The sequence below is a fragment of the Mycobacterium colombiense genome, assembly GCF_003284975.1.
Lineage (GTDB): Bacteria > Actinomycetota > Actinomycetes > Mycobacteriales > Mycobacteriaceae > Mycobacterium > Mycobacterium europaeum_A.
Genome location: NZ_QMEU01000025.1, coordinates 32164 through 56920, shown reverse-complemented (window position 1 = coordinate 56920; position 24757 = coordinate 32164). Strand labels below are relative to the sequence as shown.

The 24757-nt window shown below is 67.2% G+C and carries 33 protein-coding genes and 1 pseudogene; 12 read left to right on the top strand and 22 right to left on the bottom strand.

What is annotated here, in order from left to right; genetic code table 11:
• The 3 genes and pseudogenes from DQP58_RS11555 to DQP58_RS11545 form a co-directional block, all read left to right on the top strand.
• Nucleotides 1-479, top strand: a pseudogene (locus DQP58_RS11555) (FAD-dependent oxidoreductase); the annotation flags it as partial.
• A 5-nt stretch (nt 480-484) separates the two neighbouring features.
• On the top strand, nt 485-1180 hold the full coding sequence (hemQ, locus tag DQP58_RS11550) for a hydrogen peroxide-dependent heme synthase (protein ID WP_112708518.1): 696 nt from the start codon (nt 485-487) through the stop codon (nt 1178-1180).
• A 46-nt stretch (nt 1181-1226) separates the two neighbouring features.
• Nucleotides 1227-1979, top strand: coding sequence for a class I SAM-dependent methyltransferase (locus DQP58_RS11545; RefSeq protein ID WP_112708517.1), 753 nt, complete (start codon nt 1227-1229; stop codon nt 1977-1979).
• 109 nt (nt 1980-2088) lie between these two features.
• Here DQP58_RS11545 and DQP58_RS11540 read toward each other — a convergent pair whose 3' ends face one another.
• The 5 genes from DQP58_RS11540 to DQP58_RS11520 all read right to left on the bottom strand — a co-directional run bounded on the left by DQP58_RS11540 (nt 2089) and on the right by DQP58_RS11520 (nt 7244).
• A complete protein-coding gene (locus DQP58_RS11540) occupies nt 2089-2937 on the bottom strand; it encodes a hypothetical protein (protein ID WP_112708516.1) in 849 nt (282 codons plus the stop codon).
• Nucleotides 2938-3060: 123 nt separating this feature from the next.
• Nucleotides 3061-3483 (bottom strand): peptide-methionine (R)-S-oxide reductase MsrB, encoded by a 423-nt coding sequence (gene msrB, locus DQP58_RS11535; protein WP_066870449.1) that lies wholly within the window; start codon nt 3481-3483, stop codon nt 3061-3063.
• 68 nt (nt 3484-3551) lie between these two features.
• Nucleotides 3552-4874: an arabinofuranan 3-O-arabinosyltransferase gene (gene aftC, locus DQP58_RS11530; RefSeq protein WP_112708515.1), complete on the bottom strand. Its 1323-nt coding sequence runs from the start codon at nt 4872-4874 to the stop codon at nt 3552-3554.
• Nucleotides 4875-4902: 28 nt separating this feature from the next.
• Nucleotides 4903-6468, bottom strand: a complete 1566-nt coding sequence (locus DQP58_RS11525) for an alpha/beta hydrolase (protein WP_112708514.1) — start codon at nt 6466-6468, stop codon at nt 4903-4905.
• 14 nt (nt 6469-6482) lie between these two features.
• A complete protein-coding gene (locus DQP58_RS11520) occupies nt 6483-7244 on the bottom strand; it encodes a pyrimidine reductase family protein (protein ID WP_112708513.1) in 762 nt (253 codons plus the stop codon).
• On the opposite strand from DQP58_RS11520, the gene zapE reads away from it, so the two are divergent.
• Nucleotides 7243-8364, top strand: coding sequence for a cell division protein ZapE (gene zapE, locus DQP58_RS11515; protein WP_112708512.1), 1122 nt, complete (start codon nt 7243-7245; stop codon nt 8362-8364). The genes DQP58_RS11520 and zapE overlap by 2 nt on opposite strands.
• Here the strand turns inward: zapE and DQP58_RS11510 are convergent.
• The 3 genes from DQP58_RS11510 to DQP58_RS11500 form a co-directional block, all read right to left on the bottom strand.
• Nucleotides 8342-8857 carry a GNAT family N-acetyltransferase gene (locus DQP58_RS11510; protein ID WP_112708511.1) on the bottom strand — a complete coding sequence of 172 codons (516 nt, stop codon included), beginning with the start codon at nt 8855-8857 and terminating at the stop codon, nt 8342-8344. The two genes, zapE and DQP58_RS11510, sit on opposite strands and share 23 nt — an antisense overlap.
• Nucleotides 8845-9375, bottom strand: coding sequence for a hypothetical protein (locus DQP58_RS11505; RefSeq protein WP_240629756.1), 531 nt, complete (start codon nt 9373-9375; stop codon nt 8845-8847). Before DQP58_RS11505 ends, DQP58_RS11510 begins: the two co-directional genes overlap by 13 nt.
• Nucleotides 9376-9468: 93 nt before the next feature.
• Complete coding sequence (locus DQP58_RS11500) at nt 9469-10215, bottom strand: Clp protease N-terminal domain-containing protein (RefSeq protein ID WP_112708509.1); 747 nt, start codon at nt 10213-10215, stop codon at nt 9469-9471.
• Between the two features lie 150 nt (nt 10216-10365).
• Between DQP58_RS11500 and DQP58_RS11495 the strand changes: the two genes are divergently transcribed.
• The 3 genes from DQP58_RS11495 to DQP58_RS11485 all read left to right on the top strand — a co-directional run bounded on the left by DQP58_RS11495 (nt 10366) and on the right by DQP58_RS11485 (nt 12358).
• Entirely contained in the window at nt 10366-10713 is a 348-nt protein-coding gene (locus tag DQP58_RS11495; RefSeq protein ID WP_066870425.1) for a DUF732 domain-containing protein, read from the top strand.
• A gap of 307 nt (nt 10714-11020) precedes the next feature.
• Entirely contained in the window at nt 11021-11365 is a 345-nt protein-coding gene (locus DQP58_RS11490; RefSeq protein ID WP_066870422.1) for a DUF732 domain-containing protein, read from the top strand.
• Between the two features lie 30 nt (nt 11366-11395).
• Complete coding sequence (locus DQP58_RS11485) at nt 11396-12358, top strand: cytochrome c oxidase assembly protein (protein ID WP_112708526.1); 963 nt, start codon at nt 11396-11398, stop codon at nt 12356-12358.
• A gap of 11 nt (nt 12359-12369) precedes the next feature.
• Here the strand turns inward: DQP58_RS11485 and DQP58_RS11480 are convergent, their stop codons facing one another.
• From DQP58_RS11480 to DQP58_RS11455, 6 genes are all read right to left on the bottom strand, one after another.
• A complete protein-coding gene (locus DQP58_RS11480) occupies nt 12370-13290 on the bottom strand; it encodes a cation diffusion facilitator family transporter (protein ID WP_112708508.1) in 921 nt (306 codons plus the stop codon).
• Nucleotides 13291-13348: 58 nt separating this feature from the next.
• Nucleotides 13349-13561: a hypothetical protein gene (locus DQP58_RS11475; protein WP_112708507.1), complete on the bottom strand. Its 213-nt coding sequence runs from the start codon at nt 13559-13561 to the stop codon at nt 13349-13351.
• A gap of 88 nt (nt 13562-13649) precedes the next feature.
• Nucleotides 13650-15113, bottom strand: a complete 1464-nt coding sequence (locus tag DQP58_RS11470) for an aldehyde dehydrogenase family protein (protein WP_112708506.1) — start codon at nt 15111-15113, stop codon at nt 13650-13652.
• A 24-nt stretch (nt 15114-15137) separates the two neighbouring features.
• Complete coding sequence (locus tag DQP58_RS11465) at nt 15138-15944, bottom strand: carboxymuconolactone decarboxylase family protein (RefSeq protein WP_112708505.1); 807 nt, start codon at nt 15942-15944, stop codon at nt 15138-15140.
• Between the two features lie 7 nt (nt 15945-15951).
• Nucleotides 15952-16773 carry a mycofactocin-coupled SDR family oxidoreductase gene (locus DQP58_RS11460; RefSeq protein ID WP_112708504.1) on the bottom strand — a complete coding sequence of 274 codons (822 nt, stop codon included), beginning with the start codon at nt 16771-16773 and terminating at the stop codon, nt 15952-15954.
• A 7-nt stretch (nt 16774-16780) separates the two neighbouring features.
• Nucleotides 16781-17611 (bottom strand): mycofactocin-coupled SDR family oxidoreductase, encoded by an 831-nt coding sequence (locus tag DQP58_RS11455; protein ID WP_112708503.1) that lies wholly within the window; start codon nt 17609-17611, stop codon nt 16781-16783.
• Between the two features lie 82 nt (nt 17612-17693).
• Here DQP58_RS11455 and DQP58_RS11450 point away from each other — a divergent pair, with 82 nt between their 5' ends.
• On the top strand, nt 17694-18311 hold the full coding sequence (locus DQP58_RS11450) for a TetR family transcriptional regulator (RefSeq protein WP_112708502.1): 618 nt from the start codon (nt 17694-17696) through the stop codon (nt 18309-18311).
• Nucleotides 18312-18444: 133 nt separating this feature from the next.
• A complete protein-coding gene (locus DQP58_RS11445) occupies nt 18445-18795 on the top strand; it encodes a DUF732 domain-containing protein (protein WP_112708501.1) in 351 nt (116 codons plus the stop codon).
• A 33-nt stretch (nt 18796-18828) separates the two neighbouring features.
• Here the strand turns inward: DQP58_RS11445 and DQP58_RS11440 are convergent, their stop codons facing one another.
• From DQP58_RS11440 to DQP58_RS11430, 3 genes are all read right to left on the bottom strand, one after another.
• Nucleotides 18829-19197, bottom strand: a complete 369-nt coding sequence (locus DQP58_RS11440; RefSeq protein WP_112708500.1) for a DUF732 domain-containing protein — start codon at nt 19195-19197, stop codon at nt 18829-18831.
• Between the two features lie 113 nt (nt 19198-19310).
• Nucleotides 19311-19685, bottom strand: coding sequence for a DUF4189 domain-containing protein (locus DQP58_RS11435; protein ID WP_112708525.1), 375 nt, complete (start codon nt 19683-19685; stop codon nt 19311-19313).
• A gap of 19 nt (nt 19686-19704) precedes the next feature.
• On the bottom strand, nt 19705-19923 hold the full coding sequence (locus DQP58_RS11430) for a hypothetical protein (RefSeq protein ID WP_112708499.1): 219 nt from the start codon (nt 19921-19923) through the stop codon (nt 19705-19707).
• 197 nt (nt 19924-20120) lie between these two features.
• Here DQP58_RS11430 and DQP58_RS11425 point away from each other — a divergent pair, with 197 nt between their 5' ends.
• Complete coding sequence (locus tag DQP58_RS11425) at nt 20121-20312, top strand: hypothetical protein (RefSeq protein ID WP_165827845.1); 192 nt, start codon at nt 20121-20123, stop codon at nt 20310-20312.
• Nucleotides 20313-20430: 118 nt separating this feature from the next.
• Nucleotides 20431-20937 (top strand): hypothetical protein, encoded by a 507-nt coding sequence (locus tag DQP58_RS11420; protein WP_112708497.1) that lies wholly within the window; start codon nt 20431-20433, stop codon nt 20935-20937.
• An 11-nt stretch (nt 20938-20948) separates the two neighbouring features.
• On the opposite strand, the gene DQP58_RS27485 is transcribed toward DQP58_RS11420, so the two are convergent.
• From DQP58_RS27485 to DQP58_RS11405, 3 genes are all read right to left on the bottom strand, one after another.
• On the bottom strand, nt 20949-21242 hold the full coding sequence (locus DQP58_RS27485; protein WP_112708496.1) for a hypothetical protein: 294 nt from the start codon (nt 21240-21242) through the stop codon (nt 20949-20951).
• A gap of 434 nt (nt 21243-21676) precedes the next feature.
• Complete coding sequence (locus tag DQP58_RS11410; protein WP_112708495.1) at nt 21677-22198, bottom strand: hypothetical protein; 522 nt, start codon at nt 22196-22198, stop codon at nt 21677-21679.
• Between the two features lie 139 nt (nt 22199-22337).
• Nucleotides 22338-22637 carry a hypothetical protein gene (locus DQP58_RS11405; protein ID WP_112708494.1) on the bottom strand — a complete coding sequence of 100 codons (300 nt, stop codon included), beginning with the start codon at nt 22635-22637 and terminating at the stop codon, nt 22338-22340.
• 100 nt (nt 22638-22737) lie between these two features.
• Here DQP58_RS11405 and DQP58_RS11400 point away from each other — a divergent pair, with 100 nt between their 5' ends.
• Nucleotides 22738-23196: a universal stress protein gene (locus DQP58_RS11400; RefSeq protein ID WP_112708493.1), complete on the top strand. Its 459-nt coding sequence runs from the start codon at nt 22738-22740 to the stop codon at nt 23194-23196.
• A gap of 57 nt (nt 23197-23253) precedes the next feature.
• On the opposite strand, the gene DQP58_RS11395 is transcribed toward DQP58_RS11400, so the two are convergent.
• Entirely contained in the window at nt 23254-23538 is a 285-nt protein-coding gene (locus tag DQP58_RS11395) for a hypothetical protein (RefSeq protein WP_112708492.1), read from the bottom strand.
• A 759-nt stretch (nt 23539-24297) separates the two neighbouring features.
• Nucleotides 24298-24468 carry a hypothetical protein gene (locus tag DQP58_RS11385; RefSeq protein ID WP_240629750.1) on the bottom strand — a complete coding sequence of 57 codons (171 nt, stop codon included), beginning with the start codon at nt 24466-24468 and terminating at the stop codon, nt 24298-24300.
• Between the last annotated feature and the right edge of the window lie 289 nt (nt 24469-24757).

The following is a 24757-nucleotide window of genomic DNA, read 5'->3' as shown; positions in this document are numbered from 1 at the left end:
TGGTCTTGGCGCTGGCCGTGCCCGGCGACACCGCGTTCCCGCAGTGCTCGGGCGTGCTGGTGGCCACCGGTGAGCGGCTGCGGGCGAAGGCCATCACGCTGTCGTCGCGCAAATGGGGCGTCCCCGGCGACGCGCAGCTGCTCCGGCTGTCCTTCGGGCGGTTCGGCGATCGCGTCGCGGCGGACACCCCCGACGACGAGCTGCTGAGCTGGGCGCTGGGTGACCTGGCCACCGTGTTCGGGCTGACCATCGACGCCGTCGACGCCCGCATCCAGCGCTGGATCGACGCGATGCCGCAGTACGGCCCCGGCCACGCCGAGCTGGTGGCCGAGGTGCGCGCGGGGCTGCCCCCGACGCTGGCGGTGGCCGGCAGCTACCTGGACGGCATCGGCGTGCCGGCTTGTGTGGGCGCGGCCGGGCGCGCGGCGGAGCGGGTGATCGGGGCCATCGGAGGCTTCGACGCGCAAGTGGCACGATAGGTTTCATGGCCAAGCTCGACTACGACTCGCTCAATTCCCAGATCCGCTACCTGATGTTCTCGGTGTTCTCCGTCGAGCCGGGTGAGCTGGGCGACCAGCGCGCCGACGTCATCGATGAGGCGTCGACGTTCTTCAAGCAACAGGAGGAGCGCGGCGTCGTGGTGCGCGGCCTCTACGACGTCGCGGGTCTGCGGGCCGACGCCGACTTCATGATCTGGACCCACGCCGAGCGCGTCGAGGCGCTGCAGGCCACCTATGCCGATTTCCGGCGCACGACGGCGCTGGGGCGGGTCAGCGCGCCGGTGTGGAGCAGCGTGGCGCTGCATCGGCCGGCCGAGTTCAACAAGAGCCACATCCCGGCGTTTCTGGCCGGCGAGGAACCCGGCGCCTACATCTGCGTGTATCCCTTTGTGCGGTCCTATGAGTGGTACCTGCTGCCCGACGACGAACGCCGCCGCTTGCTCGCCGAGCACGGCATGGCCGCGCGCGAGTACAAGGACGTGCGCGCCAACACCGTCCCGGCGTTCGCGCTGGGGGACTACGAGTGGATTTTGGCCTTCGAGGCTCCGGAACTGCACCGCATCGTCGACCTGATGCGCGAGCTGCGTGCCACCGACGCTCGCCGGCACACCCGCGAGGAGACGCCGTTTTTCACCGGCCCCCGGGTGCCCGTCGAGCAGCTGGTGAGTGCGCTGCCATGACCGCGCCGGCGACGATAAAGAGCGAAGCGATGAGGAGTGGCGCCGAATGACCGAGCCTTTCGACCCCAACGACCCCACCCGCTTCGAGGAGATGTACCGCGACCAGCGGACGTCGCACGGGCTGCCGGCCGCCACACCGTGGGACATCGGCGGCCCGCAGCCGGTGGTCCAGCAGCTCGTCGCGCTGGGGGCGATCAAGGGCGAGGTGCTCGACCCGGGGACCGGACCGGGCCACCACGCCATCTACTACGCGTCCAAGGGGTTTTCGGCGACCGGCATCGACGGCTCGGCGACCGCCATCGAGCGGGCCCGGGAGAACGCCCAAAAGGCCGGCGTGACGGTCAATTTCGAGCTGGCCGACGCCACCAAACTGGACGGGTTCGACGGCCGGTTCGACACGGTGGTCGACTGCGCCTTCTACCACACCTTCAGCACCGAGCCCGAGCTGCGCAGTTCGTACGTGCGGGCGCTGCACCGCGCCACCAAGCCCGGCGCGCGGCTGTACATGTACGAGTTCGGCGAACACAACGTCAATGGCTTCAAGATGCTGCGGTCCTTGTCCGAGAACGACTTTCGTGACGTGCTTCCGGACGGCGGCTGGGAGATCACCTATCTGGGCACCACCACGTATCGGGTCAACGTCAGCGTCGAGTCCATCGAGGCGATGGCCCAACGCAACCCGGACATCGCCGATCAGGCGGAGAAGCTGCTGGAGCGCTTCCGGGTGATCGAGCCGTGGCTCGAGGGCCAACGGGCGCACGCCCCGTTCTGGGAAGTGCACGCCACTCGGGTGGACTGACACCCGTCCCCGCGCCTCCGCCGCCCTCCCCATCCGCGAAGCCCCGCGCCCTCCCCATACCGCGAAACTTAAACTGCTGCGATCCTTTTCGGCGTGTCGTCGCAACTGGTTAAGTGTCGCGGTATCCGCGACGCATGAGCGCACGGCGCACGCGGCCCACAACGTCGTCCGGCTTGTCGTCGGCGATCACCCGGATGACAATCCACCCCAGGTCGTCGAGCCGGCGTAGCCGGCTCTGGTCACGCGCGTACTGCTTGCGGTTCGTGCGATGGTGATCGCCGTCGTACTCTGCGGCCACCCTGTACTCTTCCCAGCCCATGTCGAGACACGCGATGAGTCGCCAGTTCTGGTGCACCGGTATCTGCGTGGTCGGGACGGGCAGGCCGGCATCGATCAAAAGCAGACGCAGCCAGGTTTCCTTGGGCGACGCGGCGCCGGGATCGATCAATGGGAGCGCTGACCTCAGCCGACGCAGGCCGCGCGCACCGCAGTATCGCTTGGCCAGCAACAGCACATCCTCACGCGAGAACGGTGTCGCACGCATCAACGCATCGATCCGGGCCACCGCCTCACCGATGGGCGCGTGCCGGGCAAGGTCGAACGCGGTCCTGGCAAGAGTTGTCACCGGCAGACCGCTGACCCGGGTGACTTCGTCCAAGTGGATGCGCTCATTTCGGGTGATCACACCGCGAGGCGGATGCGGGTTTCGCCAGACCAACTCGATGGGCTCGTCGTCGTCGATCCACTGCGACCCGTGCAGCGCCGCCGCGGCGAGTCCGGCCAGCACGCCGCGCCGTCGCGACCACAGAAACGCCCCGGTCGACCGTGTCCTCAGCGACAGTGTCGCGGCATCCGACAGATAGATGTCCGGATAGATCGCGCGGAAGCTCGTCCGCAGCTGATACGGGCTCAGCAGCCCGAGTCGCACTGCCTCGCTGCCCACGAATACGTCGTCCACAACGTCAAAGACGTCATGACGTGTCGGTGAGGTCCCGCGAAACTTAAATGGTTGCGAGGATTTGCGGCGCGTCGTCGCAACCGTTTAAGTGTCGCGCCACCTACGCAACGAACCTGCCGGAAGCTAGCCCGCCGGCACCAGCCGCAGGCACACCGAGTTGATGCAGTAGCGCTGATCCGTCGGCGTCGGGTAGCCCTCGCCGGCGAACACGTGGCCCAGGTGGCTGTGGCAGTTGGCGCACAATACCTCGGTGCGTGTGGTGCCCATCGAATGGTCGGGCCGCAGGATCACCGCGTCGGACTTGGCCGGGTCGAAAAACGACGGCCAGCCGCAGTGCGACTCGAATTTCTCTGTGCTGCGGAACAATTCGGCACCGCAGGCCCGGCACTGGTATACGCCTTCGGTTTTGGTGTCGGTGTATTCACCGGTGAAGGGTCGTTCGGTGCCGGCCTGGCGCAGCACATAGAACTCTTCCGGGGAAAGTTTCTTGCGCCATTCGTCATCGGTCAGCTGCACCTTGGGCGGCGACACGTCGGGAGAGGTCATGCCTCCACGCTAGCGCGCAAGGCGCTGACCCGCTGCGCCCGGCTCACGTCGATGGTGGCGACCCGACTTCACCCGGCCGCGCTTGCGGTCAGCGCGTCTCGCTCGCGCTCGTCCGTCAGCCACGCCGGATCGATGCCCTCGTCCAGCCGGTTTTCGGCCTTGGCGTCCAGGTACCGGTAGAGCAGCACGGTGAAGGCGACGATCAGCAGCAGCGACCAACCGTAGGTGATCTTGAGGTAGTGCAGTGCGCGGCCGTACCTCATCGCCCGGTAGATCAGCCAGTCGTCCAGCGTCATAAAACCGTAGATCCCCAGCCAGGCCGGCCAGTTGCGGACCAGCGAGTTCCGCAGCACCACCGTCATCAAGAACGGGAACAGCATCATCGAGTAGTAACCCTGGGCCAGCGGGAGCACCAGCCAGGAACACAGCAGCAGCACGCCCGAGGAGCTGGTGAACCAGAACAGCGGGTCACGGGTGCGGTAGTGGCGGTACAGCAGCCACAGCGCGCCGATCGTGATCAGCACGAACAGGATTCGCAGGAACACGATCAGCCAGGTCGGCAGGCCGAAGTAGACGCCGTTGCCCTCGATGGAGCTGTTGAAGTAGTCCCGGGTGCCCCCGATGTAGGGCAGCGTCTTGGTGACGAAGTCCATTGGATCGCTGACCAACGGCCAGGCGACGATGTTGATCACGACGGGCACGACGATCGCGGGGATGAGCGTTCGCCACTGCCGGTTCAGTAGCGGCAGCAGCAGCAGCGGTCCCAGCACGGGTTTGAGCGTGAGCGTCAGCCCGATCGCGATGCCGGCCCACCACTGCCGGCTGATCCGCCCGTCCAACAGCCAGCGCAAAAACAACAGCTCGGCCAGCAGCACGCAGCCGTTGATGTTGGTGAACACCAGCGTGCTGGTCACGCTTTCGGTGCAGAACATCGCCAGCAGCAGGGCGGGCGCGGCCACCGAGGCCAGCGTGAACTTGAACATCCGCAGCAGCAGGTACCAGGCGATCAGAATCGCAACGGTGTTGATTCCGATGAACAGAAACCGCGACGGCGTGAACGGCAGGTACCCGAACGGGGCCATCAGCAGCGTGCCGCCCGGCGGGTACAGGTAGTGCGGGTCGACGTAGTCGAAGTGCTCGTTGTAGATGTCCCAGCCGTGCCGGAAGTTGAGGACCGCGCGGTATACGGGTTTGAAGTCGTCGGTGATGTTGCCGTTGAGGGTGAGCACGATGCTGCGATGCAGGACCGACAAGATGGCCATCGGCCACAACGCCATCCGCAGCACGGCCGCGACGCTCGGAGCGCCGGTGCGGGGACCAAAGGCGGCCAGGGTCCGGTCACGCAGGCCGGTTCGGGTCGATTCAGCTGCCGTCACCAGCGCACCGTACACCGGCGCCCGCGCGCGCCGGAAAGCAGCGTCAGGCCGGGCAGTAGGTGTCGGTGCTGGGCAATTTGCCGCTGTTGAGGTAACCGATCAGCGGCGGTGCGGTGCAGCCGGAGAAGATGCTGGCGCCGTGCCCGATGCCCTGCCACATCACCCGCTTGCTGGCGGCGTTGGCGTTGATGATGCTGGCGGCAGTCGCCGCGACGCCGTCGGTGCCGACGATCGGGTCGTTCTGGACGCCGAGCAGCAAGACGTCGACCTTGAGGGTCTTCGGCGTGGGTGGCGGGGAGCCGGTGGGCCAGTGCACGCACTTGACCATGTTGAGGGCGGCGACGGTGCCGAATTCGGGGTAGAGCTTGCCCCAGGCGACGACGAGTTCGCGCACCCGGTCCGGGGTGGGGCGGTTGACCGCGTCGCTGCACACGTTGACGAACTGGCCGTCGGAGTCCTGGACGGCGTTGGCGTGGTTGATCAGATTGTTCAGCGCGTTGGTGTCGCCGGAGCGCGCGCCGGCCAGTGCGTTGGCCAGGTCGGTGGTGGCGTTGACGCGCCCGCCGGAGGGATAACCGAGCGCGACGGTGATGGCGTTGGCCACCTGGGCCACCGATGCGCCGCCGGGGCCATGACCGGCGCGGGCGTCGGCCAGCAGGGCGCTGACGGCGCCCTTAGGGTCCGCGCCCAGCGCGCAGTTCACCGCGATGCACTGGGCGGCGAAGGCGTCGAGCGCGGCCTGCTGTCCCTTGACCTGTTGCTCGGCGGCGGCTTCGGCGTTGGTGCCCAAGGCAACCGGTGAGTCGAGGATCAGCCGAGCCACCTTGTCCGGCCGCGATCCGGCGTACGCCAGCGCCACCTGCGCGCCGTTGCCGATGCCGACCAGCGCCAAGGTGGGCACGTCCCACAGGGTGCGCAGCCGCTCGATGTCCGAGGCGGCGTGCGCGTCGTCGTAGGAGGAGGCGTTCGGCCCGATGCCGACGGCGTCGCCGCAGTTGGTGGTGGCGGTGTTGGACACCTCGGACAGGTTGGCCACCGGATCGTCGCCGGTCTGGAATTGCGACTGGTCGCGCATCTGTTGGCGGTCGAACTTGTCCCTGCAGTCGATGGGGCTCGACATGCCGATGCCGCGGCGGTCGACGGAGACGATGGGGTGGCTGGCCAGCACGTCGGCGCCCGACCGGGACAACCAGACCGGCAACTGCGTCGAGGACGGCAGATCGGAGCCGGTGGTGAAGACCAGCGGGCCGGCGTCCTTGGGTGTCTGGTTGGAGCGGGCGCGCACCACGCCGATGCTCAGGGTGCCGCCCCCGCCGTTGACCGGGTCCAGGTCGGCGTCGTAGTTCGCGCAGTCCAACTGGACCCCGGCGGCGGCGGGGACCGCCGCGTCGGCGAACACCCGCGAGGTGCAGTCGTGCCACGCCAGGTCGTTCTTGGGTGCCGCGATCGGCGGCGGCCCGCTGGGTGGCGGCTTGGGGGTCGCCGCTCCCTGCGGTCGCGCACCGGAATTGGTGGCGAACCGCGGGTCGGCGGCCAGCCCCGGGACGCAGCCGGCCAGCAACGCGGTCACCGCAACCAGGATCGTGGCGCACGTGTACGGCCGACTCATGCCGACCACAGTAGCTAGGCCTTGACGTAGCGGGTGTAAAGGTAGCCGGCGTCGTCGGTCAGGACGTGGGCACACCGCATCCGGGTGAGCAGCTGCCCCGAGCCGGTGGCGATGCGTCGTGCCTGGCCGCCGACGAGGCAGGGCGCGATCGTCAGGCACAGCTCGTCGAGGAGGTCACGTTGGATCAGCGAGTCCAGCAGCGTCGGTCCGCCCTCGGTGAGGATGCGGCGCATGCCGTGCGCGCCGAGGGCCGCCAGCAGGACGGCCTCGTCCACCATTTCGGGATCGTGGCCCGAGCAGTCGATCACCTCGCACAGGCCGCTGAGCGCCCGGCGTGTCTGTTCGACCGCCGCGGTGCAGGTGAGCACCAGCGGCTGCACCTCGGTGCGGGTGAACACCGCCATGTCCCGGTTGAGGTGGCCCGATCCGGTCACGATCGCCAGCTGCGGCACCTCGCTTTGCCCACGGGCCTGCCGGTGCTGACGCTGGGTGACGGACAGCTGCGCCCCGGAGTAACCCTCGATCCGCACGGTGCCCGCACCGACCACGATGACGTCGGCGAGTTCGCGCAGCAGGTTGAAGATCAACCGGTCGCCCGGGCCGCCCATGGCGCCGCTGCTGCCACCGGAGGTGGCCCCGCCGTCGACGCTGGTGATGAAGTTCGCCCGCACCCACGTCCCGTCGTGTGCGGGATAGCCATAGAGTCCGGGGAGGTCGCCCTCGTCGAGGCCGCGCACCGACCCGAGCAGCGACAGCGCGGCGCCAGAGTCGGGCATGGGTCTGATTGCAGCACGCCGCTACAGTGCCTGCATGCACGGGTCCACCTCCGCGGGCGCCGCGGGCGGCGTGGCTCACCTGGTGGATCGGCACCCGACGGTGTCGCCGGAGCGGCTGATCGCCCAATTGAGGCCGCCCCCGACGTTCGCCGACGTGAGCTTCGCGACGTATCGGCCCGATCCGGCGGAGCCGACGCAGGCCGCCGCGGTGGTGGCCTGCCGCGACTTCTGCCGGCAGGCCGTGCAGCGTCGCGCCGGTCGGCGAAAGCTGCTGGGGCGGCGCGAAATCCTGCCCGGTGTCGGGTTGTACCTGGACGGCGGGTTCGGCGTGGGCAAAACGCACCTGCTGGCGTCGGCCTACTACGAGCTACCCGGTGACGGGCCGGGTGCCTCGCCGGATGGCCAGGCCCCCAAGGCGTTTGCGACGTTCGGGGAGCTGACCCAGTTGGCCGGGGTGTTCGGCTTCGCCGAGTGCGTCGACCTGCTGGCCGGCTACACGGCGGTCTGCATCGACGAATTCGAACTCGACGATCCGGGCAACACCACGCTGATCTCGCGGCTGCTCTCGTCGCTGGTCGAGCGGGGGGTGTCGGTGGCGGCCACCTCCAACACGCTGCCCGAGCAGCTCGGTGAGGGCCGCTTCGCCGCCCAGGATTTCCTGCGCGAAATCAACACGCTGGCAAGCATTTTCACGACCGTGCGAATCGAGGGGCCCGACTACCGGCACCGCGGCCTGCCGCCGGCGCCGCAGCCGCTGTCCGACGGCGAGGTGGCCGCACGCGCCGCGCAGGTCGACGGCGCGACGCTCGACGACTTCGATGCGCTGTGCGCGCACCTGGCCACCATGCACCCGTCGCGCTACCTGGCGTTGATCGAGGGCGTGAGCGCGGTGTTCGTGACCGGCGTGCACGGCATCGACGACCAGAACGTCGCGCTGCGGCTGGTGTCGCTCACCGATCGGCTCTATGACGCGGGCATTCCCGTCGTGGCCTCGGGGACCAAGCTGGACACCATCTTCAGCGAGGAGATGCTGGCCGGGGGATACCGAAAGAAATATCTGCGGGCCACTTCCCGGCTCTTGGCGCTGACCGCGGCGGCTAACCCAGCTCGCAGGTCATGACGTAGTCGTGCTCGACGCCGGCGCCCAGCCCAAACGTGCGCGTGCCGTGGATGGTGAATCCGCTCTTGCGGTAAAAGCGTTGTGCGCGTTCGTTTGCCCGGTTCACGCCCAGCCACACCCGGCGCACGCCCCAGTCGGCCGCGACGGCCAGCGCGCGGTCCATCAGTGCCGCCGCCGCCCCACTGGAGTGGTGCTCGGGCAGGACATACATCTTGGACAGCTCGGCGGTATCAGCGGGATCGCCGCGAATCAGCATGGCGTAACCACAGATTCGGCCGTCCCGGCGCGCCGTGATGACGGCGCGGTCCGGATCGCGCAGGTACTCGGCGAAGCGGGCGGCCGACAGGTTGGCGTCGACGAACGCGGCGATGTTCTCGGCGGTCACCGAGGGTGGGCACGCCAACGGAAAGGTAAGGGCCGCAACGGCGGCCAACTCCGCGGCGTCACCGGATCTCGCCGGCGCGATCTGCAACGTTCCGGTCAGAGGTTCCACTGCGCGAGGTGATAACCCGTCTTCTTGTCCAGCAGCACCACGGTGGTGACCGGGTCGCGGTAGGCGTCCCAGTACACGCCGCCGCGCACGATCGCCCCGTTGGGCGCGTTGACGAGCACGTTGTCCAGCGCGTCGGGGGCATCGGAGGCCCGCGGCTTGTAGGCGTCGGCGTTCGGGGTCACCCCGTTGAAGCTCATCACGGTGGCCATGACGTAGGGATTGGGCACCCGGATCGCGCGAATGGTCACGTCGGCGCGCTCGACGGTGCTGCCCGGGAAGCCTTTGTAGGTGCCTTCGCGCGTGTAGCCGAATCCCGGCGGCGGGTCGCAGGGCGCCACGCCGCTCACGGTGACGTCGGCGATGAACGTGCCGGTGTCCACCCGCAGCGTGTCACCGATGTGACCGATCGGCGCGTCACCGGCCCACGCGCGGGGCAACGGAACCGCGCCGACGCCGACGGCGGTGACGCCGGCAACCGCGAGTAACAAGGCGGCGGCGACCATCAGCCAGCGGTGCATCTTCGCCATGTCGTGCCTCCTCGGCGACGTTGCAGGGGACCAACGCATGATCGCACACGCGGTGATGCCGAAGGGAGGGGTCAGGCGCACCGCTCAACCGTCCTTGCCGCCGGCCAGGGATTGCAGCGCCTTGACCAGATCGGCCTCGACCCGGTCCTTGTCGACACCGCAGCGGTGCAGCGGCCCCTGGACCGAAGAGCCGGCTTCCAGCTCCAGCAGCGCCAGCAGCTGGTGCTCGGTGCCAACGTAGTTGTGGCCGAGCCGCAGCGCCTCGCGCACGCTCAGCTCGAGCGCCTTGCGCGCCGGCCCGCTGAACGGAATAAGCTGCGGCGGTTGGGCATCCACGCGCAGCGCGGCGATCGCCTCCGTCGCGGCGACGCGCAGCGCCTCGGTGTCGACGTTCTGCAGGCGCAGCAACACGGTCGCCAGCGCGGCCGCATCGCCGAGCACACCGAGCAACAGGTGATCCGGGGTGATCTCGCTGTTGCCGGCGTCGTGCGCGGCGTTCTGGGCCGCCACCACCGCGCCCCGCGCCCGTGGGGTGAAGCGCGCGAACCCCTGATCGAGGTCGAGGGTGGCGGGCTCGGCGCGCGGGACGAAGCGCTTCTGGGCGGCCTGCTTGGTGACGCCCATGCTCTTGCCGATGTCGGTCCAGGACGCGCCGGAGCGGCGGGCCTGGTCCACGAAGTGACCGATCAAATGGTCGGCGATCTCGCCCATGTGTTCGGCGGCGAGCACGGCGTCCGCCAGCTGATCCAGCACGTCGGAGCGCGTCGACTTGATGGCGTCGATCAGCTCGTCGAGGCGGATCGGGTAGGAGATGCGGACGGGATCGGACATGCCGTCAACGGTAAGTTGACGCTCAGACGGTGTCAACCAACGGTTGACGAACAGCGCCGGGGCCCCCGCCCGGAGGGCCTCCGATAGGAACGCGGCAAGGTTTTGCCGCAGGAGATGCGGAGCGTTCGCTTCTCTGTCAATCTGTGGTATATGAAACTTCTTCTTGTTGCGGCGAGCTTTGCCGCAGTAATCGGCATGGCAGTGCCCGCGCACGCCGACGACACCGACGATGCATTCGTCGCGTCTCTCGACTCCGCGGGAATCACCTATTCCGACAGCGATACGGTGGTCGGCGCGGGCCATTGGGTGTGTAAGACGCTCGTGAACGGTACCGGGATGTCCGACGTCGTCTCGACGCTGGAATCCAAGAACTCCGACCTGAGCGATGACAAGGCCAACAAGTTCGCTGCCATAGCAGTCAATGCCTATTGCCCATATGTGATTTCGAACAAGAGCTCGCCCGCGCCCAGCGTGACGGCCACCAGCTCCTCGTCCTAGCGGACCGCCCGACGGCAGGCATGCGCGGGGCAGGTAATCCGAATTTTACAATTGCGCGCTCGCCGCATTGTAAACGAAACCTGTTGTCAACATTTCAGCGTTAATGTGCCGCGCGCGGTCAGGGGCGAAAGCGATTGCGTCGACCAATTGCGCGGCACATTTCCGCGGGTTTGCTGTGCGATGAATTGGGCGTCATTTCTCGGTGCGCAACGGTTGGCATCCACGCGGGGGCGGCACCGTGACAATTCACCTCCCGTTCGCCCGACGAGATGCCAATCGTCCGCAGGTTTGCGAGAATCACAGCGCTATGCGACTTCTCCTGGGGCTGACCAGCCTTGCCGCCATGCTCGTCCTGGCCGCGCCGGCGCACGCGGACATCGACAATGATCAGGACTTCCTCAAGGACCTCCGCGATGCCGGCCTCACCTACCAGGACGCCGGCAACGCGATCACCATCGGCAAGTCGGTGTGCGAACTGCTCGACGACGGCCAGTCCGACGCGAAGATCGTGACCGACCTGCGCAACCAGAATCCCGCCTTCCAGGGCGCCGCCGCGGCCAAGTTCACCTACCTGGCGGCCGCGCACTACTGCCCGAAATACATCACCGGCGAGGACCGCGGTCCGAAGCCGGAAGGCGCCGTCGGCAACTGAGCCGTTCCCGGCCGCCCTAGGCTGGTGTTCGTGCGCGTCGATCCCGGACCGCTGACGTGGGACGCGGCCGTCCAGACCTGGCATTTGGATCCGGTCGCGGTGGTCGTCGTCGCGGTGTCCGCCGCCGGATACGGGTGGTGCTACCGGCGCGCCCGAGGCGCCCAGGGTGCGGTCGGCCCGACGAACGCCGCGTGCTTCGGGCTGGGCCTGCTGGCGTGGGCCTTGGCCACGATCAGCGCGATCGGTGCCTACGCCTACGTCCTGTTCTGGGTGCGAGCGCTGCAGGTGTTGCTGCTGCTGTACGTGGTGCCGTTCTTCATGGCGCAGGCCAAGCCGGTCACCGTCGTTCGCGATGCCGTCGGGCCGGCCGGCCGCGACCGCGTCGACCGGTGGTTGGCCGCCCGGTTCGCCCGCGTGCTCGTCCATCCCGCGACGACGTCGATCGTGATGCTCGCCACGCCGTGGTTGCTGTATCTGACGCCCTGGTACACCGCGGCCCTGCAAACCGAGTGGATCGGCGCGCCGACGCGAATTCTGTTGGTGGTGCTGGGATTCGGTTACTTCTACGCCCGGCTGCAAGAGGACCCGGTACCCCGCAGGTACCCGCAGTCGATTTCGCTGCTGATCACCGTCGCCGAGGCGCTCGGCGATGGCGTCCTGGGATTGGTCATCTGGCAGGGATCGTTGATCGGTGCGGCGTACTACGCCGGGCTGCAACGGAATTGGGGACCCGACCCGCGGCTCGACCAGACGATCGGGGCCGGCGTGTTGTGGATCCTCGGCGATCTGGTCGGGTGGCCGTTCGTGCTGCTGCTGATGCGCGCGCTGTCGCGCGACGAGCAGGCGCATGCGGTGGCGGTCGACGCCGAGTTGGACGAGGCCGAGGCGGCCCCCAAGACGCAGGACGCCGAGGACGTCGAGGGCCAAACCCCGGCGCCGTCGGGGCTCTGGTGGGAGAACGACCCGCAGCTGCGGGAGCGATTCCGCCGCTGAGGCCTGTTACCTCAGGCGGCGCGGGCCGTCCACGTGAAGCTCTGCATCTGCGGGATCCGAGGCGTCAGTGCCGCGGCGACGCTGCGGCCGATCTGGTCGGCGGCCGCCAGCGGGGTGTCGGCGTTCAAAAACCCCTCCACCTCGACACGCAGGGTCCGCCCGGTCCATCTGGCCCGGGCGTGCGCATGCGTCACACCGGGCACCGACGCGGCGACGGCCTCGGCGGTGGTGATGATGTCGGGGTCGACGCCGTCGAGCAGGCGATGGGCGATGTCGGCGGTCACCTCCCAGCCGACGTGGCAGATGAACCCGGTGACCACGATCCCCGCGACGGCGTCGGCCCAGCCCCACCCCAGTGCCACGCCGATCAGCCCGAGCACCGCGCCGCCCGACGACAGCGCGTCCAGCCACGAATGCTTGGCGTCGGCCACCATGGTCGCCGACCGAATTCGCCTGCCCACCACCAGTTTGTAGCGGGCCACCAGCTGATTGCCCACCACGCCCACGACGGCCGCGCCGATGCCCCAGCCCACGTAGCCGGTGCCGCCGTGGCGGAGCAGCTTGGTGACGCTCTCGAAACCGGCGACCACGGCGCTGCCCCAAATCACCAGGGCCACACCGATACCGGCGAGATCCTCGGCACGTTCGTAGCCGTAGGGATACCGCTCGGTGGGCAGCTTGCGCGACGCGCGGAAGCCGATGAACACCAGGGCGCTGGTGGAGACGTCCGACAGGTTGTGCAGCGCATCACCCAGCAACGCCACCGAACCGGATACCAGCGCGATCACCAATTCGGCCACGCCGGTCAGCGCCAGCCCGACGGCGCTGACGGCGACGGCACGGTTGGCCTGCCGGCGCTCGCCGGCATCGTCCGCCGCGCTGTCGAGGGGAAAACTGGCCGCCGGGTCGCGCACTCCGTTGATCACGTGCATACCGTCAGCATGCCCGACTCGGTCGCGGCTCCCAAGCCCCGCGTGGAACCTCTACTTGCTACTTGCCCTGTTCCGGGGTGGACGGGCCATCGCGCCAGGGCCGGGAGGCCTTCGGCAGAATCATGAACGCCACGGGCAGGCGTACCAACGCGTCGCGGGCGGCAACCTCGACGAACACGATCTCCATCTCCAGGCGGTTCAGCGGCCGCGTTTCCATCATGAAACGCGTCCGCAAGTAGCGGGGCGTCCTCAGCCACTCGACCAAACTCATGCCCGCGACTCTACCCCTTTAGCGGAAATACTTGATTTGCACAATATTTCACGACAACAAATGCCCTCCGGGGCCGAAAATGGCGGTGTCAGCTCATACCGATGCGAATGTTCTTCACCTGCAAAAACTCATACAGGCCTTCGACGCCGCCGGTGCGGCCGAACCCGCTCTGCTTGTAGCCGCCGTAGGGGCCCTGCGGCTCGATGTCGCTGTGCCGGTTCACCCACACCGAACCCGCCTGCAGTTGACGCGCAACCCGGTGTGCACGTTCCAGGTTGGACGTCGCCACGAAGGCATTGAGGCCGTAGCGGGAATCGTTGGCGATCCTGACCGCCTCGGCCTCATCGGCGAAGGGGATGACGGACGCCACCGGCCCGAAGGTTTCGGTTTGCGCCAGCGCCGACCGATTGTCGACGTTGGCGAAGATCGTCGGCTCGATGAAATAACCGGACGCCAACTCGCCACCGAGCCTGCGTCCGCCCGTGACCAGCTCACCGGCCTTGTCGCTGACCGCCCGGTCGATGACGCCGAGGATGCGGTCGGCTGCGGCTTCGGTGATCACGGGACCGAGCATGACGTCGGGTTGCAGCGGATCACCGATCTTGGCGGTCCGCACCGTCGCCACGAGTTTGTCCACGAAGCTCGCGTACACCGACGCCTCGACGAGAATGCGCGAGGCGCAGGCGCAACTTTGGCCGGCCTGGGTGATGGGCCCCTGATGGGCGGCGATGACAGCGGTCAGATCCAGGTCGGCATCGGCGAACACGAGATAGGCCGACTTACCGCCCAATTCGGCCGTCACCGGGGTGAGATTGTGCGACGCGGCCTGCAGCACCTTCTGGGCGGTGGCCTGGCCGCCGGTGAAGTGGATCTTGCCGATCCGGGGATGGCGCACCAGCGCGTCACCGCCCGCGGGCCCGGCCGGCAACACGTTGACCAATCCCGGCGGCAGGCCCGCTTCGAGGCAGAGCTCACCAAAGCGCAAGGGCGCCAACGACGCCAGCTCGGAGGGCTTGAGGACGACCGCGTTTCCCGCCGCCAGCGCGGGCGCCACGGCCGCGCCGGCCACCACGAGCGGCCCGTTCCAGGGGGCGATCACGCCGACGACGCCGTACGGTTCGCGTTCGACGAGGTTGACGTCGAAGGCACCGGCAACGGGAGTGCTTGCGCCGTGGGTCTTGTCGGCGTAACCGGCGTAGTACCGCAGGAACCGCTCGGTCAGTACGGAGTTGCCGGCCACCGACACCGGGACGCCGTAATCGTGCACGTTGAGCTCGGTCAGCTCCGCGAAGTGGTCGCGCACCACGTCGGCCAGCGCGAACAGCAGGTCGCGGCGGCGATCGACGGGATAGGAGATCCATTCGCGGTGCGCGTCCCAGGCGCTGTCGACGGCCCTGTCCATCTCGTCGTGACCGGCCAGCGGGATGGTCGCGTTGAGCGCGCCGGTGCCGGGGTAGGTGTGCTCATAGCTGCCACCCGAGGCGGTGGTAATGCGTTGCCCGCCAATGAGTAACGCGCCCGAGCGGGGCAGTGAAGTTGCGGTGGCCGCCATGGCGGGATGCCTTCCGGTGTGCTGTCAGCCGACGGTGGTGTGATCGGCCTGGTCCTCGGCCGTCACCCGCTGCTTCTGTTCGGCGATCACCTGGTTGAGGTAGTCGGCCTTGGCGCAGCCGTAGTACGCGGCGAACTGCAGCGCCAGTTCGTCCATCTCCTCGAACGACACGTCGCCACTCTTGAGCGCCGCGTACACGTGGGACATGATCGGGATTTCGGCGTCCTGGAACCCGACACAGGCCACGGTGATCAGCCGGCGTTCCTTCATGCCCAGGCCGGGCCGCAACCACATCTCGCCGAAGACGAAATTCAGAATGCCCGCTCCCGAGTAGGGGTTGTCCCGCATCGGCGCGAAGGGCAGGCAGTTGATGTCCTTGAATGACTCCTCGCCGCCCCGCAGTCGCTGCTCGGGGTCGCTGGCGGTGACCAGCGGCAGCAGCGGTTCCGGGGGAGGGGCCGCCTCGCCGCGCTCCTCGGCGATCTTGGCCCATTGCAAGTCCACGGCGATGTTGAATCGGGACGCCTTCGGCCAGCCCGCGTAGACCGCGAAATGCAGGACGGTCTCCCGCATTTCGGTGATGGTGAGGTCGCCGCTGTTGAGTGCGGCGTAGACGTGTTGCTCCAGCGGCGCCTGCGCGTCGGCGGCCGCGACGCAGGCCAGCGTGACGAACCGCCGATCGCGGCGGGACAGGCCCGGTCGCGACCAGACCTCGCCGAAGACGAAGTCGATCAATCCGCCCGCATACGGGCTGTCGGCGTCGGGCGGGTCGACCGTCATCACCTCGGCGAAGGTTCGCACCCCTCGTTCGCGTCGCGCACCGTCGCTCATCGGGGCCCTATCGGATGGTGACACCGGCGTCGACCTTCAGCTCCAGCCCTGTGACGTAACGGGATTCGTCGGAGATCAGATACAGCACCGCGTTGCTCACATCGGACGCTTCGATCAGCGGCGCGGGCAGCGCGTTGAGAAAGATGGGCACCAGGTCGGGCCGTTGCTCGGCGATCAGGGTGTGCATGCTCGGCGGCGCCATCCCGGTGGCCACCCCGGTGGGGTGCACGGTGTTGACCCGGATGTTCTGTGCAGCAACCTCGTTGGCCAGCGCCAGGGTCATGCCGACGATGCCGTGCTTGGAGGCGGTGTAGGGCACGTGCAGCGGCGTGCCCTTGATGCCGGCCGACGAGCTGATGTTGACCAGGCTCCCGCCGCCCCGGGCGACCAGGTGGGGGAGTGCGGCCGCGCAGGTGTTCCAGGCGCCGATGAGATTGATATCGACGACCAGTCGCCACTGCTCGGCGGTGGTGGTGTCCCACGTGCCGACCGTGAGCACGCCGGCGTTGGCGACCGCGCCGTCGAGTCCGCCGAGTTCGCCCGCGGCGTCGTCGACCGCCGCTTTCATGGCGGCCTCGTCGCGCACGTCGACGACTTTGGTGATCGCACGCCGGCCGTGTTTCTCAACCAGTCGCGCGGTCTCATGCAGGTCGTCTTCGGTAGCCAGTGGGTATTCCAAACCCGCTGGGGTGGAACAGATGTCCACCAGGATGCAGTCGGCACCTTCCTCGGCCAGCCGCACCGCGTGCGAGCGCCCCATGCCGCGCGCGGCGCCGGTGATCAAGACCCGTTTGCCCGCGACCCGGCCGGCGGCGTTGTTCGTTGTCATTCGCGTCTCAAACCTTGTTGCAGAAGCCCGCGTCGACGGGGAAGGTCACGCCCGTGACGTACTTCGCCTCGTCGGAGACCAGGTAGGCGATGGCGGCGCTGACGTCGTCGGGTTCCAGCATGCCGACGGGCATCGGGTTTTGCAGATGGGGACCCGCGCCGGGATTCTTCTCCAGGAACTCGGTCATGTCGTCGTTGGTGGCCATCATCGTGTTCACCGCGGTCGGGTGCACGGTGTTGACCCGAATGCTCAGCGGTGCAAGTGCATTGGCCAGGGTGCGCATCAGCCCGACGATCCCGTGTTTGGACGCCGCGTAGCCCAGGCCGCCGCCCTGCAGGCCGCCGAAGCCCTTGATGCCGGCGGTCGAGCTGGTGAAGATGATGACCCCGCCGCGGTTGCCGGCCAACAGATGCGGGACGGCCGCCCACGCCGTGTGATAGGCCCCGTCGAGGTTGACGCCGGTGACCGCCCGCCACTGGGCCAGCTCCTCCTCGATGCTCAACTGGCGAAACGCCAGCGGCGCGATCCCGGCGTTGGCCAGCACGATGTCGAGGCGGCCGAAGTGCTCGACGCCGGCATCCATCGCGGCCTTGACTTGCTCGAAGACGCGGACGTCGGCGACCGTGCCCAGCATCTTGCCGCCGGCCTGTTCGACCAGTGCGACGGTCTCGTCCAGCTCCTCGTGGGAGGCCATCGGGTAACCGTTGGCGGGGATGTCAGCGCAGATGTCGATGCCGATGATGTTGGCGCCCTCGCGGGCGAGCCGGACGGCATGGCTGCGACCCTGGCCGCGCGCCACCCCGGTGATGAAGGCGACCTTGCCATCTACTGACCCCACGGCGCGCGTCCTCTCTGTTGGTCGGCCCAGATCAGGGCAGAGTAACGCCGTTACTCACCTGCGCACAGTAACATGGTTACTCATGGCGGCAAAAGGGGCGGCATTGGACGCCGAGAACGGCGCGTCCGGGCCGCGGACCGACCCGATCCTGGACATCGTGGTCGAGATGCTCGACAGCGAGGGCTACGAGGCCGTCCAGCTGCGCGAGGTGGCCCGACGGGCGCGGGTTTCCCTGGCGACCATCTACAAGCGGTATCGCACGCGCGACGAGCTGATCGTTGCGGCCCTGGACGGGTGGATGGACGCCAATCGCTATGCGCGCCTACCGTCGCTGATCGACGATCTGCCCGGTGAGTCGATCTATGTGGACCTGATGCACGTGATGCGGACCATCTTTGGGCCGTGGGAACGGCATCCGGTGATGCTGCGCTCCTACTTCCAGGCCCGCTCGGGGCCCGGTGGAAAGCGCCTCATCCAGCGTGGAGTCGACGCCGTCGTTCCCGTCGCCAAAGCCGTTCTGGCGCAAGCGGAGCCGGGATTCGCCAAAGACCTCGAGCTCATTCTCACCGGCGTCGTCTACGGGCTACTCACCCGTTTCGCTCAGGGGGAGATCGACGTCACCGAAATTGTGCCGGGTATTGAGCGCACCGTGTTCTGGTTGACCACGGCGTATGAGAACGGTCTGCCAGCGCGAGGCTGAGCCGCGTGTGGTGACGGCTTGAAATCCGATTATTCAGCGGTTCATAAGGCGCTTTTTCCCGACTGTGCCTATTCTTCGTCTTCATGCCGCTATGGGTCGACGGCATCGTGAACGCCCCGAAGAAAGGAAGCGCATGATGTCCTCACCTCGCAGGCTGGCCGCGTTGGCCATTCCCGTTTTGGCGAGCGCGGCTCTGGTGACCAGCGCCGCGGTTGCCACCGCCGATCCCCTCGACGACGCGTACCTGTCGCAACTGCGTGCCGCCGGTTTCAGTTGGCCGCCCGATCACGACGCCGCCCTTACCGGGATGGGGCGCCTGATCTGTGATGACATCGGCTGGGGTTGGACCTATGAGCAGATCTCCCAGAGCATCCACCAGATCCTGGACCCCAGGAATGTCACCTTCGGAGACGTCGGATCCATGGTGAGCCTTGCACATTCGACGTACTGCCCCCTGCAGCGGTGCTGGACCGACCACTGCTGAAAAGCGAAATCCCTTGCGCTGCAGCAGGTGTGCTCACATGAGCGGGGGTCCCGGCAGCAGCCAGGTGACCGACGGGTCGATGTCCTCCTTGTACTGCGGACAATAGGTGGCTATCGACAGGCCGACGAAGTAGGCGGACTGTTTGACCGACAGGTCCGTTTGCCTGGCCAGCTGGATCGCCAGCACCGAGGCGTTCGGGTTGGTGGCGATGCTGGTGCACACCGTGCGGGCCTTCGCAATCGCATCGTCGTTGTCGGGCATGGTGATTCCGCCCCTGGAGAGGCCGGCGATGAACGCGTCGTCGGGGTCATCCGCTGAAGCGGGCGCCGCGACCGCCAGCGCGGCGGTGGACAGCAAGATCGCGCAGACCGTCGGCCACTTCCCAGCCTTCGTCACGGACATGGTCTCCCCTCAGTGCGCGGGCCCATCAGCGTGCAGTCAAGGACGACTTCCATGAACGATAGTCGAAATCGCGGTGTCCATCTCGGGGCGACGCCCGCGTCGGTCCACGGATTTCAGGACGAGCAGTGGGTGGCCTTGATGTGCCCGTTGGGTGAATTTAGCTTGGCCAGCGCGTCGGCGATGGATGCGGTGGCGTCGGGCCCCGAACCGCCCTGGAACCGGCCGGAGACGCGGTCGAACGCCACCGATGCGCAGCCGTTGCGGGTGCCGGCCACCACTTCACAGACGTCGCCGGCCTCGGCGGTGCAGTGCGCGAGCGCGACTTGGTTGGCCTGGTCCTGACTGGCCCCGGTGCCCCATCCGGCGGCTCGTCCGCTCCGCACCGACACGGCGAGGGCGACGAACCCGTCGTCGGCCCGGGCCGTCGGCGCGGGCAGCGCGGCGACCGCGCAACCGACCGCAGCGACGACGGCAATGACCGGCCGCATCGGCGCGCTCCCGCGCATGCTACGAACTGCCTTCGGGGTCTTCAGCCAGGTAGGTGACTTCGTACCACCGCTTGGATGGCCCGGCGCTGTCCGTTTCGCTCGCGGTGGCGTGCTCGAGGCGAACATCGGTCAGATGCGGATTGTCCACGCGGATAAAGTCTTCGAGCTCGGCGTGCAACGCGTCGCCGTCCAGGGTGGCACCCGCGAGCGCTCTGCCGGTATACCTCGTCCAACTCACGCCTCACATTGTGCTCCGGCCATGGCGCCGGGCCGCAATTCGACACCGGGGTATATTGCAACCCGCCGCTGTGCCGCGTGAAATTGCAGGGTCAGGTGGTCCGCAAATGCGCTTGCAGGCCGGGAGGCTCGGTCGTTATGGAGGGCGATGAATCGCCAAAGTGTCTGCAGCATCAGCACTTCACCGATGGGTTGAGTGTGACCCTGAAACGCGTCGACGAATTGAAGCCCGGCGACCGGATCCGCATGAAGGTCGGGCACGCCACCGTCGTCGCGGCCGAACCCCTCGACGACGACCGCACCCTGCTGACCTTTACCTATGGGACGAAGGGCGCCGCCGACAACGCACTGACCGTTGATGTTCTGGACGACGACGATTGGGGCTGGTAGGGCGCCGCCACGCGCCATCCGGCGGACCGGCCTGCCGGAATTCGGGTTATCGCCGGCACCTTGTCGGCAACGGCTCGGCATACGACTATTGACTGAGTACGGACCCACAGGAGGAACGATGACGCCGCACCGTGTGAAATCCGTCGTCGGTTTATCGGCGGTGCCGTTCGCAATTTCCGTGTGGTTTATCCCGACCGTCTTGGCCGACGATCCGTCCTGGAATGGCCAGTATGCGATCACGTTCATGGTCGGCCCGAAGGCCGGGACCAGCATGGCGGTCGGCGACCCGGAGGTGCAACACACCGAGACCTACGGTCTCCGGTCGAGCTGCACGAGCGGCAAATGCGTCGCCACCATCGTCAGCGGCCCGCCGCCCACCAACCCGACGGTGCCGCAGCCGGTCCAGTTCACCTGGGATGGAAAGTCGTGGTCGCAGGCCAACGACTTTCAGTGGGACTGCATGATGCCCGACACCACGATTCAGTGGAATCCGGCCCGGGCCGAGGTGCACTACACGCCCCAACCCGACGGAACGCTGGCCGGCGTCATGCACACCGACATCTTGAGCGGCGCATGCCAAGGGACCATCGACATGAACATGACCGCCGAGCGCGTGGGTAGCTAGCCGGATTCGGTTCAGGGTGGCGGTGGCGGTGTCCCGGGCGGTGGGGCCGGCGGGTTGTCCCAACTTCCCGGTGTGCCGGCGGGCACCTGCACTCCGAGCCAGTTGCACGGCATCATCGACCGCCATGCGATGAACGCGCACTGCTGCTCGGGCGTCAGCGGGCCGGGGCCCGCGCACGGCGGCGTTCCCGGCACACCGCATACCGGGTCGGCCGAGACAGGCGGCGCGCAAGCGAAAGCCGCGGCCGTGAGCGTTAACGCGATGGCCGCCGTGAGTGTGGTGACGAGACGTCGGGTGCGGTGCATGGCCCCTCGAATCTGTAGCTCTTCGGCAGATCGTAACCCCGGGCCCCGACGCACAATGGCGGTTTGAGACTCGGAATCCTGCCTGCGGAATCGGCGGAATTCGTCGACACCGACCGCGCGAAATGGATACGTTGAATGGCCAAGGGCATCGGGCAGCGCTTCCAGTTCCGCGCGAAATAACGGAGTCGAATCATGTCGCGTGCCACGAGAATCAACAGCTGATGGATGCACGGCGAGACGCAGGGATTCCCGATCCGGGGCAACTGCAGGAGGAGGCCGACGAGCGTTGGCAGGCCGCAGCGAATGATCACCGGAAAAGCGCGGTCGCGTTGGCGGAGGCGGAGGACCCCACCAAGTCTTCGTCCGGCGGCTAGTCAGGCGATCGGAACCTGCTATGTCACAAGGGTCCCGAAACGTGACGGTGACGGCTCCGCTCAGGTGTGCACTTTCCAGCCCGCCAATGGGGTCGGGGCCGCCGGAGCATCGGGATCGTTGAATTCGATGTAAACGTCGCCCTGTTTGATGCTGCCGTCGTAGGCGACGAATCCGTGGGCGGTCTGGCCGTTGGTGACACTGCCTGCGCGCAGCGGCGGCGTCTTGTTGATCTTTTGGTAGTCGACGAGCGATGAGCCGCCCTCGACATCGCGGTTCGGGTCCTGCCGCCACGGGGATGAGGAGGCGGTCAGGGAGGACTGGCTGTAGTTGAACGGCGCGCTGGACTTGCCTTCGATGGTCACCTCGATGACGGTGCAGCCCCCGCTGACGGAGCAGCCGGACGAGATCCAGGTCGCGTTGTTGACCGTGACGTCGGCGGTTGCGGTGCTGTATTCCGTGACATGGATGCTGGTGCCGGATTTTCCCGTTGGGAAAGGCGACTGTTGGGTTGTCGGGTCGGCGGTGCCCTGGGGCGCAGTGAAGTACGCCGTCAGCGCCAGCGTCGCCGCGAGTGCGCTCACGTGAGCGGGTCTGGTCACTGCCAGAAGATAACGCATTCGGAGATTTGACCGCGAACTCGTGCTGGCGCCCGGCTCGCATTGAGAAAATGAGAGGCCTGAAAAGCGTTGCCGCATTACCGTTTCAGAAAGCCGACGGGTGCTAGTGCGGCAGATTGGCCAGATAACAACGCACTCGGGTGGCGGCGTCGTCGGGCTTGACTCCCATAGTGATCAATCGCCGAACTACTTCTTCGGAGGGAATGCCAGAAGCGATGTCGTTGTCGATGACATGAACGCTGGGGAACCAGTTCTCGGCGCTTACTCCTGGTGGTGGGGGCTTCGCATCGCCGCCCACGCACTGGGCGTAACCGAGGGCGCCGGTGTCAGCGTGAACTGGGGGCGCCCCCATCGACACAGCACTGGCGATGCCCACCGTCGCAGCGGCGTAGATCAGACGCATGCTGGCATTATTGCGTGTTCGCGGCGTTTAACAACCACGAATTCGGGGGTCTGCCCGATTTCTCTCTCGCGAGTCGGGGTGGGCCTTACACTGCATGAGAATGAGCGCCTATCAGACCGTTGTGGTCGGCACGGATGGTTCGGACTCGTCGCTGCGCGCGGTGGGGCGCGCGGCCGCGATCGCGGCGGATCACGGCGCGAAATTGATCGTTGTGACGGCGCATCTTCCCGTTCAGGAGGAGCGCGGCCGCTACGCCATCCCGCCGGGCAGCGATCACGGTCAGGACTACCGGACGGTGGGCGAGGCGCCCTACTACAGGATCCTGCGGGATGCCAGGGAGCGCGCGCACCAAGCCGGGGCCAAGGACGTCGAGGAGAAGTCGGTCGTCGGTGCCCCCATCAACGCGCTGGTGAATTTGGCCGAGGAGGTCAATGCCGACCTGCTGGTGGTCGGCAACGTCGGACTCAACAGCGTCGCCGGGCGGCTGCTGGGCTCGGTCCCGTCCGCGGTGTCCCGCAGGGCCAAGACCGACGTGTTGATCGTCCACACCAGCGACTGAGTTCGCCAAGAATCGGTCGGTGCCGCCCCCTGGTCGGCGCCGGCCACTCGCACCACGTCATCCGTGCGCGGCGTCCGCCGCGGCAATCAACGCCCTGCCCAGCTGGCGGGCTGCGGCCGGCGCGATGATCGGGGTGTCGGGACAGTCGATGACGACCTGGCACTCGGCGCGCCCGTCGACGTATTGCCGCCCGATGACGGAGACCACGATCTCGGCCGGTTGCCCGTGGCCGGCGTGGTCGATGCTCCACTCCGGGCCGTCGAACACCCTGAAGGCCGGTCCGAGGTTGTCCCATTCGTCGACCATGGTCGCCCCGCTGGGCGGTGCAAGGTTGTCTTTCATGGCTCGATCGTGTCCGCGATCGCGGGCGCGGGCACGAGTAGTGCACTACTTCATTTGCGCTGATGCGGTGCCGTCGGACGGGCGGTGGGACGCGCGATATCGCGAAGGTCAGGGGCGACACCTGGGAGCAAACAAGTCATCAGCATGCGGATAAGCACGTACGGCACGGGTCGCCCGACCCGCCTACCTGCATGGCAACGTTCTGCGTAACGCCAGGAACCTGAAAGGACTCAGCGCCCATGACCACTTGTCGAAAGATCGCGGCCGTATCTGCAACGGGTCTGATTGCTGGATCAGCTTGCAGCACACCGTCACACGCCGATTCCGCTTTCCTGATTTGTCGAGTTACGCGCGTGCCGCTCGACGGACTACGCGGTCGCGCTCCCCAACTTCCATCCGCCCGACTCGACGAACGCCGACTATTTCCTTAAGCCTGAAGGGATTCCGTGCAACTTCCACACTGACAGCGTCGAATGCATACAAACATCCCCGGCGTCGCAGACAACGATAAAATTCCCTACACGCTGATGCCGACGGCCAGCGGCATAAAGGCCGCCGGTTCCAGCCCCTACAGCAACGGAAACGCCCAAGGGCAGCCCGTCAGAACGCTGCCTGCGCTCCAGTCGCTGGCCGTTGTCGGATACCTTTGCGGGGTTGACAGTGCCGGCGGGATTGCCTGCAACGACTTTCAAGGCCGGGGATTTGTGATCTCAGCACAAGGGACCCGTCGGCTGCCGCACGTCTGAGACGACCTCGCCGCTATGCGCCGCGTTTAGTCATGCGCTCGGGCGACAGCACCTGACCCACGCAGCCCTTGAGGCAGAGGGCCCGCTGCGCGATTGCCGGGAGGGGAGTCCCGCCATGGGTGTAGTCCCGCTTCATGTAGACCGCGACAGGACCGCCGCACAGCTCGCAGTAGTCCTCGTCCACCCAGTACTCCAACACGACGCGCTCCTAGCTCGGATAGGTACACCTAGCAGGCTAGGGCAGGTTGCCGACGTCGCCGCGGATTTCCCGGGCGGGTCATATGCTCCATGCATGAGACGTATGCGTCGGGATTCCCCCGCACTACGCGTGCGAAGTGATAACCATCCAGCGCGGCAATGCCGCTGACAAGCGGTCGACAGCAGGCTGGGCATCGCTATTCGAGCCGTAGCGCCCTTGATGCGCTTTCATATCCGCTTTTGATACGCGCCCCCGCCTCCGACGACAGGCACCC

Excerpts from the sequence above, each read along its gene's own strand:
- hemQ (WP_112708518.1), top strand. The coding sequence starts at position 485 with ATGGCCAAGCTCGACTACGACTCGCTCAATTCCCAGATCCGCTACCTG.
- DQP58_RS11545 (WP_112708517.1), top strand. The coding sequence starts at position 1,227 with ATGACCGAGCCTTTCGACCCCAACGACCCCACCCGCTTCGAGGAGATG.
- msrB (WP_066870449.1), bottom strand. The coding sequence starts at position 3,483 with ATGACCTCTCCCGACGTGTCGCCGCCCAAGGTGCAGCTGACCGATGAC.
- DQP58_RS11525 (WP_112708514.1), bottom strand. The coding sequence starts at position 6,468 with ATGAGTCGGCCGTACACGTGCGCCACGATCCTGGTTGCGGTGACCGCG.
- zapE (WP_112708512.1), top strand. The coding sequence starts at position 7,243 with ATGGGTCTGATTGCAGCACGCCGCTACAGTGCCTGCATGCACGGGTCC.
- DQP58_RS11520 (WP_112708513.1), bottom strand. The coding sequence starts at position 7,244 with ATGCCCGACTCTGGCGCCGCGCTGTCGCTGCTCGGGTCGGTGCGCGGC.
- DQP58_RS11505 (WP_240629756.1), bottom strand. The coding sequence starts at position 9,375 with ATGCACCGCTGGCTGATGGTCGCCGCCGCCTTGTTACTCGCGGTTGCC.
- DQP58_RS11500 (WP_112708509.1), bottom strand. The coding sequence starts at position 10,215 with ATGTCCGATCCCGTCCGCATCTCCTACCCGATCCGCCTCGACGAGCTG.
- DQP58_RS11495 (WP_066870425.1), top strand. The coding sequence starts at position 10,366 with ATGAAACTTCTTCTTGTTGCGGCGAGCTTTGCCGCAGTAATCGGCATG.
- DQP58_RS11490 (WP_066870422.1), top strand. The coding sequence starts at position 11,021 with ATGCGACTTCTCCTGGGGCTGACCAGCCTTGCCGCCATGCTCGTCCTG.
- DQP58_RS11480 (WP_112708508.1), bottom strand. The coding sequence starts at position 13,290 with ATGCACGTGATCAACGGAGTGCGCGACCCGGCGGCCAGTTTTCCCCTC.
- DQP58_RS11475 (WP_112708507.1), bottom strand. The coding sequence starts at position 13,561 with ATGAGTTTGGTCGAGTGGCTGAGGACGCCCCGCTACTTGCGGACGCGT.
- DQP58_RS11470 (WP_112708506.1), bottom strand. The coding sequence starts at position 15,113 with ATGGCGGCCACCGCAACTTCACTGCCCCGCTCGGGCGCGTTACTCATT.
- DQP58_RS11465 (WP_112708505.1), bottom strand. The coding sequence starts at position 15,944 with ATGAGCGACGGTGCGCGACGCGAACGAGGGGTGCGAACCTTCGCCGAG.
- DQP58_RS11460 (WP_112708504.1), bottom strand. The coding sequence starts at position 16,773 with ATGACAACGAACAACGCCGCCGGCCGGGTCGCGGGCAAACGGGTCTTG.
- DQP58_RS11450 (WP_112708502.1), top strand. The coding sequence starts at position 17,694 with ATGGCGGCAAAAGGGGCGGCATTGGACGCCGAGAACGGCGCGTCCGGG.
- DQP58_RS11445 (WP_112708501.1), top strand. The coding sequence starts at position 18,445 with ATGATGTCCTCACCTCGCAGGCTGGCCGCGTTGGCCATTCCCGTTTTG.
- DQP58_RS11440 (WP_112708500.1), bottom strand. The coding sequence starts at position 19,197 with ATGTCCGTGACGAAGGCTGGGAAGTGGCCGACGGTCTGCGCGATCTTG.
- DQP58_RS11435 (WP_112708525.1), bottom strand. The coding sequence starts at position 19,685 with ATGCGGCCGGTCATTGCCGTCGTCGCTGCGGTCGGTTGCGCGGTCGCC.
- DQP58_RS11420 (WP_112708497.1), top strand. The coding sequence starts at position 20,431 with ATGACGCCGCACCGTGTGAAATCCGTCGTCGGTTTATCGGCGGTGCCG.
- DQP58_RS27485 (WP_112708496.1), bottom strand. The coding sequence starts at position 21,242 with ATGCACCGCACCCGACGTCTCGTCACCACACTCACGGCGGCCATCGCG.
- DQP58_RS11405 (WP_112708494.1), bottom strand. The coding sequence starts at position 22,637 with ATGCGTCTGATCTACGCCGCTGCGACGGTGGGCATCGCCAGTGCTGTG.
- DQP58_RS11400 (WP_112708493.1), top strand. The coding sequence starts at position 22,738 with ATGAGCGCCTATCAGACCGTTGTGGTCGGCACGGATGGTTCGGACTCG.
- DQP58_RS11395 (WP_112708492.1), bottom strand. The coding sequence starts at position 23,538 with ATGAAAGACAACCTTGCACCGCCCAGCGGGGCGACCATGGTCGACGAA.